This window comes from Bradyrhizobium sp. 61, assembly GCF_023073075.1.
In the GTDB taxonomy this organism is placed as follows: domain Bacteria; phylum Pseudomonadota; class Alphaproteobacteria; order Rhizobiales; family Xanthobacteraceae; genus Bradyrhizobium; species Bradyrhizobium barranii.
Genome location: NZ_JADPIU010000019.1, coordinates 23,719 through 40,956 on the forward strand (window position 1 = coordinate 23,719; position 17,238 = coordinate 40,956).

Sequence of the window (17,238 nt, forward strand, 5' to 3'; positions counted from 1 at the left end):
CCTTAGACCTGGAAGATCCCACCCTTGGCGGGCACGAGAGCCGCCTCCAGCGCCAGATGCTGCCGCAGCGCAGCAGCGGCGTCCTTGGCGCGCTTCTCGTAGCCGCAGGGACGGCAATAGATGATGGTCACGACAGGCATCGCGCCCTCCCGTCAGGCCGCGAGCTGCGGACGCACCGCCTCGATGCCGGCGATCCAGCCGGCAACGGAATGGCCGATCGCCTCGGGGTGATCCTCCTGGAGAAAGTGCAGGCCTGGTCCGAGGCGGACCAATGCGCAGTGCTTCAGCGAGGCCGCGAACCGCTCGGCGAATTCGGGCGCGACGAGCGCACCGGGCGTGCCCGAGAACAACAGCTTCGGATAGGACGATGCAGCCAGCGCCGCATGCGCGGATTGGAGCGTCTCGTAGACGTCGGCGGGCTCGCCTGCGATCGGCAGTTCGCGGGGGAAGGCGAGAACGGGCCGGCGGCTCTCCGGCGTGGGGAATGGCGCACGGTAAGGCGCCATCTCGTCCTCGCCGAGCTTGCGAACGATGCCACCGGGCAGCACGCGTTCGACGAACGCGTTCGCCTCGAGGATCATCGCTTCGCCCTCGCCCGGCGTCCTGAATTTGCGGAACGCCGCCCTCGCCGCCTCGGCGTGGTCCTGCTCCTCCGCGACCTCGGTGTGGTGAAAGTCCTGCCAGGTCGGCATCGGGCGGATGAACTCCATGAAGGCAAGGCCGCGCACGAAATCCGGCCGGCGCGCGGCGAGATGGAACGCGAGCGCGGTGCCCCAGTCCTGCGCGACGAGATAGGCCGATTTGATGCCGCGCTGTTCGATGAATGCATCGAGATAGCGGACGTGGTCGACGAAGCGATAGCCGATGTCGGGCTTGCCGGACTGGCCGAAGCCGACGAGATCGGGCGCGACGCAATGTGCGACCGGCGATACAAGCGGCAGGATGTTGCGCCAGATATGCGACGACGTCGGGTTGCCGTGCAGGAACAGGGCTGCGGGCGCATCGCGATCTCCCGCCTCGCGATAGGCCATCGTGCTTCCCAGCACGGACGCTTTGAGAATCTCGATTTCAGTTGGCTTGCTCATGTCAGCTCCCTGAAGACGGTTTGAAAGGCGATGGTCTTGAAACGTTCGAGGGCGTTGGGATTTCGGTCGACCTTCATGCGCAGGATCGCGCCCTGCCAGGACACGAGCAGGAAATCGGCAAGCTCTTCGGGCTCGAAATCGGATGCGATCTCGCGGCACGTCTGGGCGTCCCTGATGCAAGCGGCGAACGGCGCGCGCCATTGGGCGAAGATTTCGGCGAGACGTACACGCAGCATTTCGCTGCTGGCCGATGCCTCCAGGCTGAGATCACCGATCAGACAGCCGCGGCCATAGCCGTCGGCCTCGAGCCGGCCGGTGATGATGTCGAGATAGCGCCGCAGCCGCGCGCGCGGCGTCAGCGAGGTGTCGTCGAGTGCCTGCGCGACCAGTCCCCTCGTGGTGTCGAAGTAGCGGTCGAGCACCTCGGAGGCGAATATCTCTTTGGAGCGAAAATGGTTGGTGAAGGACCCCTGCGGCGCGCCTGCCGCAGCGGTGACGTCGCGCACGCTGGTGCCGTGATAGCCGGTCCTGAACATGACCTTCAGGCCGGCATCGAGGATGGCGTCTTTGAGTGAGGGCTTTGGCACGAGGGAATTAATACGTACGTACGTATTAATGTCAAGCGCATTCTGATCGTTCAGCAATTTGCTTGCCGATCAGGCCGTTATCGCAATGTTGGATAGAGGCCCGCCCTCCGAGAGAGCCCAAGGGCTCAGGCCGCCGGCTGGCTCCGCGAGACCACCCTGTCGCGCAGCCAGGCGCCGATGGTGCAGCCGACGAGGTAGCAGGCGAACATGACCAGCCCGAGATCGAGCCAATAGCCGAAGCGGCCGGGCACCACATGCGCGAACGAGGCTGCGACCAAGGCGGCGGCAAGCACGGCGAGCCAGCGCGCGGTCACCTTCGAGGTGCCGTTGCCGCGCTGGACCACCGAGATCCAGCCCATGCCAAAGCCCAGCAGCAGCGAGCCGATCAGCCAGCCCAGATGGAACGAGACGAGATAGGGCATCGTCACCTCACCAGAAATTCGATGCGGCGGTTCTGCGCCTTGCCTTCGTCGGTGTCATTGCCGGCGAGGGGTTGCGTGGCGCCATAGCCGACCGGAGTGAAGCGGCTGGCCGGCAGCCCGGCCTTGACCAGATAGTCGATCACGGCCTGCGCGCGCTTCTCCGAGAGAGCCTGGTTGAAGGAGTCCTCACCGTCGGCATCGGTGTGGCCTGCCACCTCGATATTGGTGGTGGGGCAGCGCAGCGCCGTCTCGATCAGGTGGTCGAGAATGCCGGCGGAATCCGGGTCGATGTCGGCGCGTTTCGTTGCGAAGCGGATCTTGCCCTTGTTCAGGAGCTCAGAGAACAATTGCTGGCAGACCGTCCCGTCGACCGGACCCGCGGCAGGCTTCACCGTAATCTCCGGCTTGTACTGCCAGTTCTTCGGAAAGTCCTTGCCGAGGCCTGCGCGGATGTCGTTGGCGGCCCCTTCATAGAGCGCATCGCCCGACAGCTTCACCTCGCGATCGGACACCACGAGCGTACCGGTCGACAGCCGCGACAGCCCGCCGAGCGCTGCGACCACGGCAGTATTGAAGGAGCCGGGTGCGCCGACGCTGGCCTTGAGATTGTCGACGACCTTTTCGGTGAAGAACTTTCGCGAGGCACTCGTTGCAATGGCCGCGTGCACGTTGTTGTCAGGCACGTAGCCCGTCAGCGTCACCGTCGCAGCAACCGGGTCCTTGTAGGCCTGGAAGATGTAGGGCGGCGCCTTGACATCGTTGGCGGCGACCGAAAAGCCCTCCGGCAGGTTCTTGAGCGCGGCCGCGATCGCCTCACGGCCGCCGAGGTCGCGCGCCATGCCCGACAGATTGACCTTGGTGTCGGTGATCGTGATCTTGCCGTCCTTGAGCTTGCCGATCTGGTCGAGCAGCAGCATCGCGGCCGCCTCGAACCGCGGCGGCGCGCCGCGCGCGAGACCCATCTGATCGGCGACCTCGGTCCCGTTGACCTCCTTGCGCGCGGCCTCGGTCAGGCGCGCCTTCATCGACGGCAGGGGCGCGGAGCCGGACAGCGTCACCCGCACCACGTCACGCTCGGCATTCCAGACGAAGGGCGTTGCTTCGGGAACAAGGCGGGTCCGGTCGTCGACCAGGCGCACGCCCGGGACGAGCTCGACCGCCATCACGGCATCGCGGCGCCCCTCCTCGGAAAAGGCGTCCGCGGCCAGGCCGACGTCCCGGCCGTCGACCGCGATCCGGGTCTTGTCCAGAACGGTCTCTTTGAGCGCGGCCGAGCTGCGGGCGGATAGGTCCGCCTCGACCGGCAAGGTATTATTCCAGGCCGCAAATCCCCACATGACGGCCAGGGGGATCAGCCCTGGCCACCATTTGCTGGCCCACCTGAAAAGCTTCTGCATTCAACGACCCGAACTCTGGAACCGGAGACAAAACAAACCCTTGGCGGGCTGTCAAACCGGAAATGATGCCCTTCCGAAGGCCATGCGTCGACAATTGGAATAACTTTTTCTTCAAGGGTTCTTCCGTAAGTTGAAAGTGGAATGCCAGAGTTCGCCAGCCGGTCATGAAACAACTCCGAAACAACGTCATCCGCGCCGGGCTGGGGGCACTCTATTTCAGCGGGGCGCACCACCTGTTGCGCCCGCTCTTGTCGGGCGTCGGCGCCATTTTCATGCTGCACCATGTGCGGCCGGCCCGCGAGGCCGCGTTCCAGCCGAACCGGCACCTCGAAGTCACCCCCGATTTCCTGCGCGCCACCCTGAGCCATTTGCGCTCGCGCGGGATCGACATCGTCAGTATGGACGAGCTGCATGAGCGGCTGGTGCAGGGCCGGTTCACCCGCCCCTTCGCCGCCTTCACCCTCGACGACGGTTACCGCGACAATCTCGAATTCGCGCTGCCGGTTCTGCGCGAATTTGACGCGCCCTTGGCCGTCTATGTCGCGAGCGAATTTGCCGAGGGCACCGGACGCCTGTGGTGGACCGCGCTGGAAACCGTGATCGCCAAAGCCGAACAGATCGACGTCCAGATCGGCAATTCCGTACTGCGGCTGGATGCAACGACCCCTGCCGCAAAACAAATGGCGTTCGACCGCCTGCACGATTGGCTGCGCGCGCTGCCGGGCGAACATGATCTCAAGCGCGAGATCGAGGCGCTCTGCGCCAGATACGACGTCGACATGGCCGCGCTGTGCCGCAGCCTGTGCCTGTCCTGGGACGAGGTGAAGGCATTTGCCGCCGATCCGCTGGTCACGATCGGCGCGCACACCATCAGCCATTGCAATCTCGCCAGGCAGAGCGAGGGGATCGCCGCACAGGAGATGGCGGTAAGCCGCGCGCGGATCGAGCAGGCGCTCGGCCGTACCGTGCTGCACTTCGCCTACCCCTATGGCGACCGCGAAGCGGCGGGCGAGCGCGAATTCGCACTCGCCGCATCGGCCGGGTTCAAGACCGCGGTGACGACCCGGCCCGGCATGCTGTTCGCAGAAAATGCCGGCCACATGACCGCGCTGCCGCGCGTCTCGCTCAACGGCAATTACCAGGACGCGCGAATTTTGCCGGTGCTGACCTCAGGCGCCGCGACCGCAATGTGGAACGGCTTTCGCCGGATTGCGGCGGCCTGATCCATCACTCAGACCTCATCCTGAGAAGCGCTCCGTAAGAGTGACGGCGGAGATTGACTCCCCTCTCCGCCGCGCTCAAAACGGCGTCAACCAAGGGAGGCACCATGTTCAACGATCTGTTCTCGCTCAAAGGCCGTGTCGCGCTCGTGACCGGCGGGTCGCGCGGCATCGGCAAGATGATCGCGGCGGGCTTCCTCGCGCAAGGCGCGGCGAAGGTCTACATCACCGCGCGCAAGGCCGGGCCGTGCGAGGCGACGGCGAAAGAGCTCTCCGCCCAATATGACGGCGAATGCGTCGCGCTGCCGATCGATATCTCGACCATCGAGGGCTGCGACAGGCTGGCCTCCGAAATCATCAAGCTGGAGCCGAAGCTCGACATCCTCGTCAACAATGCGGGTGCGGCCTGGGGCGCGGAGTTCGACGAATTCCCGGAGAGCGGCTGGGACAAGGTGATGGACCTCAACGTCAAGTCGCTGTTCTTCCTGACCAAGGCGCTTGCCACACCGCTGCGCGCGGCTGCAAGCGCAGAACGTCCCGCCAAGGTCATCAACATCGCCTCGGTCGACGGCATCTTCGTCAATCCGAGCGAGACCTATTCCTACGCGGCCAGCAAGGCCGCCGTGATCCATCTGACGCGGCGCATGGCGACGAAACTGATCACGGACAACATCAACGTCACCGCGATCGCGCCGGGCGCGTTCAAGTCCGACATGAACCGCGCCGCGCGCGACCACGCGGACGAGGTCGCCAAGCGCATTCCGGCGCGGCGTATCGGTACCGATGAGGACATGGCCGGCGTGGCAATCTATCTCGCCTCGCGCGCGGGTGATTACGTGGTCGGCAACACCATCGCCGTCGATGGCGGCGTGGTGTACGCCAATGCCGGGCTGGAGATCGCGGGGTAGGCGGGGCGTCTCAGCACAGAGCGCACCTCACACTCCGCAGTCATGCCCCGGCTTGACCGGGGCATCCAGTACGCTGCAGCGTCTCGATCTATCTCTGCCGCCTCTGGAATACTGGATCACCCGCTTTCGCGGGTGATGACACCATTTGTATAGCAAGAGCGTCGGTTGCTAACGCCTACGACTCGATCTTCACGTACTCGAAATCGCCGGGCTTGTTGTCGATGCCGACCTTCGGCGGCGAGATCCAGGAGGCGAACTTGCCGGTCTCGGTGACGGGCTGCATCAGCGAGGTGATGAAGTCGCCGTCGGCGGTCGAGGGCAGCCACTCGTCCTTGCGCTTCGCCCAGGTTGCATCGTCGATCAAAAGACCATCCGGCGTCGCATGGATGCCCTTGAACTCGCCGATATGGCGATGGAAAGCGACGTTGGGCAGCTTGAGCTGGAAGTTATAGCCCGCGGTCGAGATCACCTTGTTCCAGCGCAGCATGCCCTTGACGCAGTCCTGGCTGTAATCGTCGCGCAGGCGCATGTTGAGCGCGGTCAGCGCCGGCTCGTCGACCAGCTTGATCTCGCCGTCGATGAACTTGAGCACCGGATAGGTGGCGTTCTTGAGCTGGTGATCGTCATCGATCTGGGTCTCGTGATAGCGGCCCTTGATGCCGGTGTTGAAGGCGTTGGCCGCGTTGGTCGAGACCTCCGAGCCGAACAGGTCGAGCGACAGCGTATAGTGCAGGTTCAGCTTCTTCTGGATCGTCGGCAGGTCGATCACGCCGAGCGCCCGGACCTTTGCGATGTCGGTGGGATCAGTGATGCCGGCTTCACGCATCGCGTCACAGGTGCGCTGCACGACGCGGGTGATGCCGGTCTCGCCGACGAACATGTGGTGCGCTTCTTCCGTCAGCATGAAACGGCAGGTGCGCGACAAGGGATCGAAGCCCGACTGCGCGAGCGAGTGCAGCTGCATCTTGCCGTCGCGGTCGGTGAAGTAGGTGAACATGAAGAAGGACAGCCAGTCCGGCGTCGCCTCGTTGAACGCACCGAGCATGCGCGGCGCATCGGCATCGCCCGAGCGACGGCGCAGCAAGTCATCCGCTTCCTCGCGGCCGTCGCGGCCAAAGTACTTCTGGAGCAGATAGACCATCGCCCAGAGATGGCGGCCTTCCTCGACATTGACCTGGAACAAATTGCGCATGTCGTAGAGCGAGGGCGCGGTCTTGCCGAGGTGGCGCTGCTGCTCGACGGAAGCCGGCTCGGTGTCGCCCTGGATCACGATCAGGCGGCGCAGCATGGCGCGATACTCGCCCGGGACTTCCTGCCACGCAGGCTCGCCGAAATGCTCGCCGAACGGAACGACGCGATTTTCCTCCTGCGGCGCAAGCAGGATGCCCCAGCGATAGTCGGGCATGCGGACATAATCGAACTTGGCCCAGCCGCGCGGATCGACGGAATAGGCGGTGCGCAGATACACCAGCGACTCCTGAAAGCCTTCCGGCCCCATGTCGCTCCACCAGTCCATATAGCCGGGATGCCAGCCTTCCAGCGCCTTCAGCACCTGGCGGTCTTCGGCGAGATTCACGTTGTTCGGAATCTTGGTCGAGTAGTCGACGTTCATGATGTTCATGGTGGACCTCCCGTGGGGGACTGATTCATTCAACGATTGGCATCGAACCGTGAGCTTGCGAATGGCGAATGGTGAGTAGCGAATGGAAATCCCTATTCGCCATTCACCACTCCCTACTCGCTAAACTCTCGTCATATCGAATTTCGGCTTCTGGCCGCTGCCGTAGCGGCGCAGCGCGCCTTCCTCGCCGACCGCGTTCGGGCGCTGGAAGATCCAGTTCTGCCACGCGGTCAGACGCGAAAAGATCTTCGATTCCATCGTCTCGGGGCCGACGAAGCGCAGGCTGGCTTCCATGCCGGTGAGGCTGTCCGGCGAGAAGCTGGCGCGCTCCTCGAGGAACACGCGCACCTCGTCGTCCCAGTCGATGTCGTCGAGCGCGAAGGTGACGAGGCCGAGCTCTTCCGCCTGCTCGGCGTCGAGCGCGGTGCCCATGGTAGCTTCCGCACGCTCGACGTCGGACGGATCGGCCTGGAAGCGCGATTCCAGCCGGGTCAGGCCGTGGCTCATCGGATACGGACCGAAGTTCATGGCCGACAATTCGATCGACGGCGGCGGACGGTTGTCGCCCTGGCGCGTGCCGATCAGCATGTAGGAGCGGTCGGCGGCGAAGACGAGCTCGGCGAGCGTGCCGGCAAAGCAGGAGCCGGGCTCGACCAGCGTCACCAGCGTGCGCGAGGTGACGTCGATGCGCTTCAGCACGCGCTTCCAATAGTGCCTGATTTCGTTGACCAGCCAGTGCGCCTTGTTGGCTTCGAGGAAGGCATCGGATGCCAGCACATGGGCGCGGTCGCCATGGCTCTTGAAGACGAGCATCGCAATCTCGAGCTCGTTGATGCGCAGATGCAGGATGGCGTCGTCGAGCTCGCGCGCGACCTGGAGCGGCCAGAACGAAGGCCCCTGCGCCATCATGCCGTCGATGTCGGCCGGCGGCGCGGCCTCCGGCGCCTTGATCGAGATGGTGGCGATGCGCGCCGTGCGATCGATGTCGACGCTGACAAAACCGTAGCGGATGCTGGTCTCGTCGATGACGCGCCTGAGCGGTGTCAGCGCAATACCCTTGCCGCTGCCCTTGCGCTTCGACTGGCCTGCGAACTCCTTGGCGCGCTCGGCGATCTTGGCCTCGAGCTTCGAGTTCGGCGCGATCTCGTCGACGAGGCGCCACTGGACGGCGCGCTTGCCCTTCACGCCTTCCTCGATGGTGCAGAAGAAATCGGCGTGGTCGCGGCGCACCTTGCGCTTGTCGACGACGCGGGTGAGGCCGCCGGTGCCCGGCAGCACCGCGAGCAGCGGCACTTCCGGCAGCGCAACGGCCGACGAGCCGTCATCGGCAAGGATGATGTGGTCGGTCGCGAGTGCCAGCTCATAGCCGCCGCCGGCGGCCGAGCCGTTCACCACCGTGATGAAGCGCTGGCCGGAATTCTCCGACGAATCTTCCATGCCGTTGCGGGTCTCATTGGTGAATTTGCAGAAGTTCACCTTGTGGGCATGCGTGGAGCCGGCAAGCATGCGGATGTTGGCACCGGCGCAGAACACGCGGTTCTTGGCCGAGCGCATCACCACGACCTTCACCTCGGGGTGTTCGAAGCGCAGGCGCTGGACGACGTCCGCCAGCTCGATGTCGACGCCGAGATCGTAGGAGTTGAGCTTGAGCAGATAGCCCTCGAACAGGCCGCCGTTCTCGTCGACGTCCATGGTCAGGGTGGCGACGTCGCCATCGACCGCGAGCTTCCAGTGCTTGTAGCGGGACGGTTCGGTCTGGAAATCGATGAATGTCGCGCCGCCTGCGAGGCGCCGATCTTCCCCGGCCATGGGCCACCCTTGAGCTTGGTTATGCGTTTTGGCTGTAGCGTTAGATGCACAATAGTGCATCTTTTCGAAAGCGTCTAGCCCTTAACGGCCATCGCATGCACTTTGTTTCATGAGGCCTACTGAGACCGCACAATGGCGCCGAGGGTGATCCAGTCCGCCTTGGAGAGCTGGGGACGGCCCAGCTTGGCCTGGAGCAGAGCCGTCAGCGCCGGAATGGGAAAGCTCTCGACAAAGCCGTCGCCGCCCGCGGCCGCCTTGCGCGAGTTCAGCGCCCGCAGCTCTGCCTGCGCGTCGCCGAACAGGCGCGCGGCCGTATGCAGCCGCTGCATGCGCAGTCGCAAATTGGCATTGGCGATGTGAATGCAGGCGCGCAGCAGGATGCGCTCGCGGCCGCCTTGCGGGGCTGCGGCCCACACCGCTTCCAGCACCTCCTGCGATTCCCAGAAATAGCCGCGGTCGTTGAGCGCGAGCCCGTAGCGCAGCGCCGGATGGCGCGCCGGCACATAGCCGCGGAACGCCGGGGGCACCAGTGCTTTGGCCAAATCAAGCGTCTCGTAATCCGCGTCGACCCCGTCGGTCTCGCCCGGCACATAGGCCCATCGCGGCCACGGCAACGGGCCACTCGCATCCGAAGGCACATTCATGGATGTGCCTCCGCAGGATCATGCGGCGCGTCCTTGAAGTCCCTGATCGTCGCGCAGGGCCGCTTTTGCAAATTGCTCAATCGCGTCAAGCGTCGCCCCCGGCGCTTCACGATGCGGGGAATGTCCCGCGTCTGAAATAATTTTCAAATCTACCGGACAATAACACTCTTCCTGCGCAATTTCGACCTGTCGCAATGTCCCATATTGGTCGTCCTTGCCCTGCACGACCAGGATGGGAACGCGGATGTAGGCGAGATATTCCGAAATGTCCCAGTCGCGGAATTTCGGATCGAGCCAGGCACGGTTCCAGCCGTAGAAGGCGTTGTCGACATCCTTGTGCCAGCGCGCCAGCTTTGCCTTGAGGTCGGTGGTCTCGAAGGTCGTCTTGATCGCTGCGATGGATTTCACCGAGATGTCCTCGACGATGAAATGCGGCGCCATCAGCAGGAGGCCTTGCAGACGGTGATCCTGATGCGCGCCGGCATAGATCGTCGCGATCGAGGCGCCATCGGAATGGCCGAGCAGGAGGCCGCGCTTGAAGGAAATCGCATCGAGGATCTTCGGCAGCACATCCAGCGCCTCGCGCTGCATGTAATCGAGCGGCCGCGGCAGCGTGACCGCGCTGGACTGGCCGTAGCCCGCGCGCGAATAGACGAAGATGCCGGCGCCGGTGGCTTGCTGCAGTTTTTCCGGAAAGTCACCCCACAGGCCGACGGAGCCGAGGCCTTCATGCAGCATGACAATGGTGGGGGCGTCAGCGGCTTGTGGCGCGAGCCATTTGTATTCGAGGCTGGCGCTGCCGATGGTCAGGAAGCCGGTGGGGGTGAGGTTGGTCATGGTCGTATTCCTGTTCGCTCCGTCTGCACCCTCCCCTGGAGGGGGAGGGTAAGCAAGCGAACCCGCCGCTTGCACGCTCAATTCGCCCCTTCCCGCAATTTGAACCGCTGGATCTTCCCCGTCGCCGTCTTCGGCAGCGACTCCACCACGTCGATCCAGCGCGGGTATTTCCACGGGCCGATCTTCTGCTTGACGTGCTCCTTCAGCATCTCCTGCAAGTCCGCCGTCGCCGCGCCGGGGCGCAGCACGACGAAGGCCTTCGGCTTCAGCAGGCCTTCCGGATCGGCTTCCGGCACGACGGCGGCTTCCAGCACGGCGGGATGCGTGATCAGCGCGCTCTCGACCTCGAACGGCGAGACCCAGATGCCGGACACCTTGAACATGTCGTCGGCGCGGCCGCAGAAGGTGTAGCGGCCTTCGCCATCCCTGACATATTTGTCGCCGGTGCGGGTCCACGGACCTTCAAAGGTGCGGCGGCTCTTGTGGCGCTGGTTCCAGTAGCCCTCGCCGGCGGAGGGCGCATCGACCAGGAGCTCGCCCACCTCGCCGTCGGCGACATCCTGGCCGGCCTCGTTGACGAGCCGCACCGCATAGCCCGGCACCGGCTTGCCGGACGAGCCGTATTTGATGTCGCCGGGCGCGTTCGACAGGAAGATGTGCAAGAGCTCAGTCGAACCGACGCCGTCGAGGATGTCGACGCCGAAGCGCGATTTCCAGCTGTTGCCGACGGATTCCGGCAGCGCCTCGCCGGCCGAGGTGCAGATGCGCAGCGACTTGCCGCCGCGCTCGGCCTTCATCGTCTCGTCGTTGAGCATCGCCGCGAACAGTGTCGGCACGCCGTAGAAGATAGAGGGATTGTATCTGTTCATCAGGTCGAACATGCGCGCCGGCGTCGGGCGCTCGCTGTTCAACACCACGGTGGCGCCGACCGACATCGGAAAAGTCAGCGCATTGCCGAGACCATAGGCGAAGAACAGTTTTGCCGCAGACAGGCAGACGTCACTCTCGCGGATGCCGAGCACTTGGCTCGCATAGGTGTCCGCGGTCGCCTGCAAATTCGAATGGATGTGGCGCACGCCCTTGGGCATGCCGGTCGAGCCCGACGAATAGAGCCAGAACGCCGGCTCGTCCGGATGCGTCGCGGCGGTGGTGAACTGGTCGCTCTCATCAGCGAGCTCTTCCGCGAGCTGCTTGTGGCCGTTCTGCTTGGCGCCGGAGACCACGACGTGCTCGAGATCCGGCATGCGGCCGACGACGTCCTTGATAACAGGATAGAGCGCTTCGGAGACGAACAGCACCCGCGCGCGGCAATCGGCGAGGATGTAGGCGTATTGATCTGATGTCAGCAGCGTGTTCAGCGGCACCGGCACGATGCCGGCGCGGATCGCGCCCAGGAACACGATCGGGAAATCGACCGTGTCGAGCATGATCATCGCAACGCGCTCCTCGCGGCGGACCCCGAGCCGGCGCAGCATGTTGGCGGCACGCCGGGTCTCGCGCTGGAGCTCGCCATAGGTGAGCCGTGAGACGGTGTCGTCGAAGACGAGCTTGCCGCCCCTGCCGTCCTCGACGTTGCGGTCGAGCAGCCAGGTCACCGCGTTATAGGATCCCTCGCTCACGGACTTCTCCCCCGAATTTAGAATTATAATTCATAGAAAGACACCGCGGCGGCTTGCTGTCAATGCTGGCAGGCACTATGTTTCATTAAAACGCGCCGCAGGGCATCAACCAAAGAAGGCCCATGATCTGCAGTCCATGACCGACAGTCCCGACGCCGAATCCCGATTTCTCGAACAGCTCGGCCAGCGCGTGCGCACCATGCGCGCGCTGCGCGGCATGTCGCGAAAAGTGCTCGCCAAGGTATCAGGAATTTCGGAGCGCTACATCGCGCAGCTCGAGAGCGGCAAGGGCAACGTCTCCATCGTGCTGCTGCGCCGCGTCTCCGACGCGATGGGCGCGCATCTGGAAGATTTGCTTCCCTCGGCCGACCCGACGCCGGACTGGCAGATGTTTCGCGATCTCCTGCGCAAGGCGACGCCGGCGCAGATCGCTCAGGCCAAGGACGTTCTCGCCGGCGGCAGCGCGTCGGCGCCGCGGCGCGCGCCGTTCTGCGGCATCGCGTTGATCGGCCTGCGCGGCGCCGGCAAATCGACGCTTGGGCGGATGCTGGCGAAGAAGATCGGCTGGAGTTTTGTGGAGCTCAACAAGGAGGTCGAGCAGCAGAACGGGCTCTCGGTCGCCGAGATCATCGCGCTGTACGGCCAGGAAGGCTTTCGCCGCATGGAGCAGGCAGCGCTGCAACAGCTGCTCGCGCGCAACGAGCTGATGGTGCTGGCGACCGGCGGCGGCATCGTGTCGGAGCCGTTGACCTTCGACCAGATCCTGTCGTCGTTCTACACGATCTGGCTGAAGGCCGAGCCAGAGGAACACATGGCCCGCGTGCGCCGCCAGGGCGACCTGCGGCCAATGGCAGACGACCGCTCCGCAATGGCCGAACTGCGCAACATCCTGCTGAGCCGCGAACCGCTGTATTCGCGCGCGACGGCGGTGGTGGATACGGCAGGGCTGTCGGTCGATGCGGCGGCTGCACGGCTGATCGATGCGGTGCGGCCGGTGCTGCAAAACGAGGCGCGGAGTTTCGGCCTGCGCAGCGTGGCGCTGTAAGGCGATCTCTCACGGCACGCTCGCTGCGTTCCCTCCCCCCTTGCGGGGGAGGGTTAGGGAGAGGGGTGCCACACGGGGACTCCATCACTCGCGCAACGCGCTTCTTCTTCGCGACAACCAACACCATTTCCTGGGCGACCCCTCTCCCCTCCCCTCCCCCGCAAGGGGGGAGGGAGCAGAGCTGAGCGCGCAGCTACGCCATGCGTCCCCTTTTCGTTTCGCAAAGGGAGACGATATGAAGAGCCTTGCACCAGACAGGACTCACGATGACCTCCAGCGACGTCACCACCTCCATGTTCGAGCGGATCGGCGGCAGCGCCACGATCAATCGGCTCGTCGACCGCTTCTACGCGCGCATGGACACGCTGCCCGAGGCGAAAATAATCCGCGCGATGCACGCGGATGACCTCGGACTGATCAGGGACGTGCTGAAGCGCTACCTCACCGAATGGACCGGCGGCCCAAAACTCTATTCCGTCGAGAAGGGCCATCCGCGGCTGCGGCAGCGGCATATCGGCTTTGCCATCGGCGACGCCGAGCGCGATGCGTGGCTGCTCTGCATGCGCGGCGCGCTGGACGAGACGGTCACGGACGCCGCCGCGCGGCAGGACCTCGACAAGGCGATATCGGGCCTTGCCGACTGGATGCGCAATCGGCAGTGACACAGAACGCGAGGCGGGGACGCGGTGGGTTACGCCAGCGGACTGCGCTTCGCGCAGCTGCAGCCTAACCCACCCTACGCACCCCAGCCCTGTCATTGCACGCGTCAAACACCGAGCGATCCAGCGCCTCGGCCACAAAGCCCGCCACATAAATCAACGCCAGGATCGCCGCGGAAATCGCCATTGTCTCCGCATGCGCGAGCCCCCACCGCAACAGCCGCTGCAACAATGTCGGCGGTGGGAAGCGGTAGGTCCGGCCCTGCGGCGTGATCAGGTCAAACGACCGAACCGACCGCGAGCGGACGGGGATCTTGCTGGGCAGCATCTGGAACTCTCCTCTCCAGCTCCTCGATCATGCCGCGCGCGATCTCCCGCTCGCCCATGATGACGACATCCGCCCCCAGCCCCTTCAAATGATCGACCTCGGCATCCGCGTGCGCCCGCGCGATGATGCGGATATCCGGATTGGCCGCGCGCGCCTGCTGCACGATCTGCCCTGCCTCGAACGCCTCGGGGATCGCGATCACGAGATGCCGCGCCCGTGACGGATTGGTGGCGCCGAGAATTTCGGGCTGCGCGGCATTGCCCATGATGGTCTCAATGCCGCCCTGCTTCAGCTTCGCCAGCGCACTCTCGCCGACCTCGGCGACAAGGAACGGCAATTGCCGCTGCTTCAGGGCATCGCCGACGAGCGCGCCGACGCGGCCATAGCCGATCACGATCGTATGGTCGGTCAGGTCCGTGGTGCGGATCGGTTCGGGCACGGCGGCCGCGGCCTGCGGTGAATCCCGGCGCGGGTCGAGACGCGGCGCGAGCCAGGTGGCGGCCGCGAACATCAGCGGGTTGAGCATGATGGAGAGGATCGCGCCGGCCATGATCAGGTCGCGACCGTCGCTGGGCAGAATCTGCGAGGCGACGCCGAGCTCGGCCAGGATGAAAGAGAACTCGCCGATCTGCGACAGGCTCGCCGAGATCGTCAGCGCGGTCGCGACCGGATGCCGGAACAGGACCACGATCAGGAACGCCGCGAGTGATTTGCCGAGCATGATAATCGCCAGCGTCGCCAACAGCGGCCAGGGCTCGCGGACCACGCTCATCGGATCGAACATCATGCCGACCGAGACGAAGAACAGCACCGCGAAGGCATCGCGCAGCGGCAGCGATTCCTGCGCGGCGCGCGCGCTGAGCGGAGATTCCCGCAGCATCATGCCGGCGAAGAACGCGCCCAGCGCCAGCGAGACGTCGAACAGCTTCGTCGCCCCGAATGCGATGCACAGCGCGATCGCAAGCACGCCGAGACGGAACAATTCCCGCGAGCCGGTATGGGCGATGTAGTGCAGGATCCAGGGAATCACCCGGCGCCCCACCACCAGCATCAGCCCGATGAACACGATGATCTTGGCCAGGGTCAGCATCACGATGCCGGCAAGCCCGAAGCCGGCCTGCGCGGCCAGCGGCTCGAAGGCTGGCTTGTCGCCGCTGGCGCCCTGAAGGCTTGCGATCGCCGGGAACAGCACCAGCACGAGCACCATCGCGAGGTCCTCGACGATGAGCCAGCCGACCGCGATGCGGCCGCGATCGGTCTCCATCAGGCGCCGCTCCTGCAGCGCGCGAAGCAGGACCACAGTGCTCGCGACCGACAACGCCAGTCCGAACACGAGTCCCGCACCGACGCTCCAGCCCATCAGCCATGAAAGGCCGAGCCCCATCAGTGTGGCGACCGCAATCTGCACGACGGCACCAGGAACCGCGATGTTGCGGACGCTCAGCAGATCCTGGAGCGAAAAATGCAGGCCGACGCCGAACATCAGCAAGATAATGCCGAGCTCGGCGAGCTCGGTCGCAAGTGCCTGGTCGGCGACGAAGCCCGGTGTGAACGGGCCGACGGCAACGCCGGCGAGCAGGTAGCCGACAAGCGGCGGAATGCGGAACCGCTGCGCTATAGTTCCAAGTACGAACGCTAGTCCAAGTCCGACGACGATGGTGGCGATGAGAGGTGTGTCATGCGGCATTTTTGCCTTTTGACACAGCGCGCGCGCCGGCGCACCGCGACCAAGTGAGGCGGCTCAGCGCGCGACGCCTGCGGCAATCGCGCCGTCAGATCGACCAATAATTCGGGTGCGCGTAGGGCTGCGAACGATCGCCCCAGTCAAATTCGTCGCCGTCGAACTCGCACGGTCCGCTGGCGAGCTCGTCCTGCGTCACCTCGACACGAAAAGCCTGCCGCGCGGGATCGTATTTCAGCGCGCCCCACTGCACAGGATAATGGTGGTGCGTGCCGAGCAGCCCGCCAGTCTTGATCACGGCGTAGGCGACCGTGCCGGTCACCTTGTCGAGCATCAGCCGCTCGATCGAGCCGAGCTTCGCGCCGTCGCGCCCGTAGACACCGACGTGCTCCACGCGATCACTGGGAACCATGGTGTGTTTCATGGCGTCCTCCCTGTTGTCTTGCGTGACGAGATTATAGGCCCGCGGACGCGCGGCGCCAACGATCGTTGCTAGAGCAGCTGCGACCGCACGGACTCCGCGCCTTCGCGGAGCAGCGGGAGCAACCGGTCGACCAGCTCCCCTGCCGGCACGCGGTCGACATGGGCGCCCATGTTGATGGCGGCGACGATCACGCCGTCGTAGCGGCGCACCGGAACCGAGATCGAGCGGAAATGCGGCTCTGCCTCGCGATCGACCAGCGAATACCCTTGCTCGCGATCCGCGGTGATGCTGGCCAGCAGCGCCTTCGGATCGGTCACCGTCTGCGGCGTCAACATCTCGCGCTTCATTGTCTTCAGGCGTGCGGCAAGCGCTGCATCATCGAACCGTCCGAGCATGGCGCGGCCGACCGAGGTGCAGAACGCCGGCAGCCGGTAGCCGATCTCGAGCCCACCCGAAAACATCCGCGCCGGGCTGCTGCGCGCGACAAACACGACGTCGTCGCCGTCGAGCACCGCGAGCGAGGAGATTTCCTGCGCTGCCGTGGCGACGCGATCGAGCACCGGCTGAAGCACGGCGACGAGCTGGCTGGAGCGCAGGTAGGACGCAGCGAGCGTCAGCACGTGCGGCGTCAGCGAGAACAGCTTTCCGTCGCCGGCGACGAAGCCGCCGCGCTGGAGCGTGAACAGCATACGCCGCGCGGTGGCGCGCGGCAGCTCTGCGGCCCGGGCGAGATCGCTCAGCGTCATCGGGCCGGTGGTCGCGCCGAAACATTGCAGCAGGCGCAGGCCGCGATCGAGGCTCTCGACGAAATCCGTCGCCCGCTCGTCGTTTTCGCTGCGCTTCAGCTTGGGCATAGGTTCGGGAACATCCTGCAAAATATTGCTTGCCGCCGGACCAAGGCATGGCATAATTCGCCCATTCGTTCAATAGGCGAACAAACGCCTCTCCGACA

The 17,238-nt window shown here is 64.9% G+C and carries 18 protein-coding genes; 4 read left to right on the forward strand and 14 right to left on the reverse strand.

The features are described 5' to 3' along the window. Positions 1-2 precede the first annotated feature (2 nt). The 5 genes from IVB46_RS08410 to IVB46_RS08430 form a co-directional block, all read right to left on the reverse strand. Positions 3-140, reverse strand: coding sequence for an Rdx family protein (locus tag IVB46_RS08410; protein WP_247312751.1), 138 nt, complete (start codon positions 138-140; stop codon positions 3-5). Between the two features lie 12 nt (positions 141-152). Beyond that, positions 153-1,085 carry a haloalkane dehalogenase gene (locus IVB46_RS08415; protein WP_247312753.1) on the reverse strand — a complete coding sequence of 311 codons (933 nt, stop codon included), beginning with the start codon at positions 1,083-1,085 and terminating at the stop codon, positions 153-155. Continuing rightward, entirely contained in the window at positions 1,082-1,672 is a 591-nt protein-coding gene (locus IVB46_RS08420; RefSeq protein WP_247312758.1) for a TetR/AcrR family transcriptional regulator, read from the reverse strand. Before IVB46_RS08420 ends, IVB46_RS08415 begins: the two co-directional genes overlap by 4 nt. A 125-nt stretch (positions 1,673-1,797) precedes the next feature. Then, a complete protein-coding gene (locus IVB46_RS08425) occupies positions 1,798-2,094 on the reverse strand; it encodes a hypothetical protein (RefSeq protein ID WP_247342473.1) in 297 nt (98 codons plus the stop codon). A gap of 2 nt (positions 2,095-2,096) precedes the next feature. Continuing rightward, positions 2,097-3,491 carry an OmpA family protein gene (locus IVB46_RS08430; RefSeq protein WP_247312762.1) on the reverse strand — a complete coding sequence of 465 codons (1,395 nt, stop codon included), beginning with the start codon at positions 3,489-3,491 and terminating at the stop codon, positions 2,097-2,099. Between the two features lie 164 nt (positions 3,492-3,655). On the opposite strand from IVB46_RS08430, the gene IVB46_RS08435 reads away from it, so the two are divergent. Beyond that, the gene (locus IVB46_RS08435; RefSeq protein WP_247312766.1) at positions 3,656-4,714 is read left to right on the forward strand and encodes a polysaccharide deacetylase family protein; all 1,059 of its coding nucleotides are present in this window, start codon (positions 3,656-3,658) and stop codon (positions 4,712-4,714) included. Positions 4,715-4,818: 104 nt separating this feature from the next. After that, the gene (locus IVB46_RS08440) at positions 4,819-5,619 is read left to right on the forward strand and encodes an SDR family oxidoreductase (RefSeq protein WP_247312769.1); all 801 of its coding nucleotides are present in this window, start codon (positions 4,819-4,821) and stop codon (positions 5,617-5,619) included. 175 nt (positions 5,620-5,794) lie between these two features. On the opposite strand, the gene boxB is transcribed toward IVB46_RS08440, so the two are convergent. From boxB to IVB46_RS08465, 5 genes are all read right to left on the reverse strand, one after another. Next, positions 5,795-7,231 carry a benzoyl-CoA 2,3-epoxidase subunit BoxB gene (gene boxB, locus IVB46_RS08445; RefSeq protein ID WP_208089238.1) on the reverse strand — a complete coding sequence of 479 codons (1,437 nt, stop codon included), beginning with the start codon at positions 7,229-7,231 and terminating at the stop codon, positions 5,795-5,797. A 129-nt stretch (positions 7,232-7,360) separates the two neighbouring features. Then, on the reverse strand, positions 7,361-9,049 hold the full coding sequence (gene boxC / locus IVB46_RS08450; RefSeq protein WP_247312772.1) for a 2,3-epoxybenzoyl-CoA dihydrolase: 1,689 nt from the start codon (positions 9,047-9,049) through the stop codon (positions 7,361-7,363). Between the two features lie 116 nt (positions 9,050-9,165). Beyond that, positions 9,166-9,693, reverse strand: a complete 528-nt coding sequence (locus IVB46_RS08455; RefSeq protein ID WP_247312775.1) for a DUF309 domain-containing protein — start codon at positions 9,691-9,693, stop codon at positions 9,166-9,168. Positions 9,694-9,711: 18 nt separating this feature from the next. Next, complete coding sequence (locus IVB46_RS08460) at positions 9,712-10,530, reverse strand: alpha/beta hydrolase (protein WP_247342477.1); 819 nt, start codon at positions 10,528-10,530, stop codon at positions 9,712-9,714. Between the two features lie 77 nt (positions 10,531-10,607). Continuing rightward, positions 10,608-12,149, reverse strand: a complete 1,542-nt coding sequence (locus tag IVB46_RS08465; protein ID WP_247312781.1) for a benzoate-CoA ligase family protein — start codon at positions 12,147-12,149, stop codon at positions 10,608-10,610. A 28-nt stretch (positions 12,150-12,177) separates the two neighbouring features. Here IVB46_RS08465 and IVB46_RS08470 point away from each other — a divergent pair, with 28 nt between their 5' ends. Both IVB46_RS08470 and IVB46_RS08475 read left to right on the forward strand, forming a co-directional pair. Then, positions 12,178-13,194, forward strand: a complete 1,017-nt coding sequence (locus IVB46_RS08470; RefSeq protein WP_346016121.1) for a helix-turn-helix transcriptional regulator — start codon at positions 12,178-12,180, stop codon at positions 13,192-13,194. A 266-nt stretch (positions 13,195-13,460) separates the two neighbouring features. Further along, positions 13,461-13,856, forward strand: a complete 396-nt coding sequence (locus IVB46_RS08475) for a group II truncated hemoglobin (protein ID WP_247312787.1) — start codon at positions 13,461-13,463, stop codon at positions 13,854-13,856. Between the two features lie 64 nt (positions 13,857-13,920). On the opposite strand, the gene IVB46_RS08480 is transcribed toward IVB46_RS08475, so the two are convergent. From IVB46_RS08480 to IVB46_RS08495, 4 genes are all read right to left on the reverse strand, one after another. Next, the gene (locus IVB46_RS08480) at positions 13,921-14,181 is read right to left on the reverse strand and encodes a hypothetical protein (RefSeq protein ID WP_155794830.1); all 261 of its coding nucleotides are present in this window, start codon (positions 14,179-14,181) and stop codon (positions 13,921-13,923) included. Next, positions 14,132-15,868, reverse strand: a complete 1,737-nt coding sequence (ybaL, locus tag IVB46_RS08485) for a YbaL family putative K(+) efflux transporter (protein WP_247312790.1) — start codon at positions 15,866-15,868, stop codon at positions 14,132-14,134. Before ybaL ends, IVB46_RS08480 begins: the two co-directional genes overlap by 50 nt. A gap of 85 nt (positions 15,869-15,953) precedes the next feature. Next, positions 15,954-16,286 (reverse strand): PRC-barrel domain-containing protein, encoded by a 333-nt coding sequence (locus IVB46_RS08490; protein WP_247312794.1) that lies wholly within the window; start codon positions 16,284-16,286, stop codon positions 15,954-15,956. 68 nt (positions 16,287-16,354) lie between these two features. After that, complete coding sequence (locus tag IVB46_RS08495; RefSeq protein WP_247312797.1) at positions 16,355-17,140, reverse strand: IclR family transcriptional regulator C-terminal domain-containing protein; 786 nt, start codon at positions 17,138-17,140, stop codon at positions 16,355-16,357. Positions 17,141-17,238: the final 98 nt, after the last annotated feature.